The sequence below is a fragment of the Absiella sp. AM29-15 genome, assembly GCF_003434225.1.
In the GTDB taxonomy this organism is placed as follows: Bacteria; Bacillota_I; Bacilli_A; order Erysipelotrichales; family Erysipelotrichaceae; genus Hoskinsella; species Hoskinsella hominis.
On record NZ_QVFL01000052.1, the window covers coordinates 1 to 1,194 of the forward strand.

Genomic DNA, 1,194 nt, shown 5'->3' on the forward strand with positions numbered 1-1,194 from the left:
GTGAATTGCTGTTGCTGGAAATAGAAGATTTCAGACGACGGAAAATCAAGCTCCCCGACAATCGCATTGACGGTAAAGTAGGACACATAGCTTTCCTTGTCCTCATGTTCCAATCGTAAATACCGCTGGCTTTCCTCAATCACACACCTTGTCGGGCGGATAAGGTCGTAGTATTTTATCAGCGTTTCTTTCTTATAGTTTTTCTTTGGTAGCTGGTACTCATAATCTTCATAGGCGATACCGTCCCTGCCGTAAAGATGTTCCATGAGATACCCAAAATCATGGATTTCCAAGCGACGCACCTTAAAGCGACGGGAGATTTTATTTTCCAGTAACTTTTCCATTTTCATGTAACGGTTGATTTCATCATTCGGCATGGAAACGAAGTCATTCATCAGCGTGTGGTTCACTTCATGGAGAAATTCCGTAAATGTCAGCCACGCCGATTTTTTGATGTTCTTCAGATTGAGCTGTTCTTCCGTAACCATGAGCTTAAAGCCAAGAAAAAAGCGGTAGTCCACTTGATTGTCCCCAATCATAGATACTAACGCTTCGGTCTGTTCGTCTATTTTCTGGCAGGCAACTTCCTTTAATTTTCCCGTTACCAGCTTCTTTGACTGCTCCTGCATACTTCGTATGGAGCTTTCTGTGGCAATCTGCAAGGCATGAATTTTACCCTCACGGGACTGTGCGATTAGTTGTCGAAAGCTGTCATGCACGATAAATTTCTGCTCTGCGGATAAGAAAGAATAGTTGTACGGTATCAGCTCATAGTAAGCGAACACCTCATTGTCCTTGTTCCAGACAAGGTTATTGTCAATATATTTTATCGGGAACATAGTTCACACTCCTTACTGCCGTGATTGTTTCATTCAAGGTCTGCTTATGCAGTTTTACGGCTTTTCCTGCATAAGTGATTTTCGGTCGCAGGGCATAGGTTATCTGTGATTTCAAAAAGCTGTACGGCTTCTTTCCGTCAAAGGTTTTCTGCGACATAAACCAAGTGAGAGCAACGGGAATACCAAAGTATTTGAGAAATGCTCCCTCAATCATGGAAAGTGGGGGAATATCCCCAAACAAAATGATGATAAATTCCGTAATCACAAACCATGTAATCTGTGTAAAAGTAACGGGAAAGGGCAAGTTAAAGTCATTGATTGCATACAAGACTTTTTCCACGTTCCAGATACCCGT

General features: G+C 42.2%; 1 protein-coding gene and 1 pseudogene. Both read right to left on the reverse strand.

The window, feature by feature from the left end; genetic code table 11:
* Positions 1–839: pseudogene (locus DW761_RS20870) on the reverse strand (ATP/GTP-binding protein); the annotation flags it as partial.
* The coding region (locus tag DW761_RS20875; protein ID WP_226973376.1) for a conjugal transfer protein at positions 817–1,194 on the reverse strand (378 nt) is incomplete at its 5' end. The gene DW761_RS20875 and the pseudogene DW761_RS20870, both read right to left, overlap by 23 nt.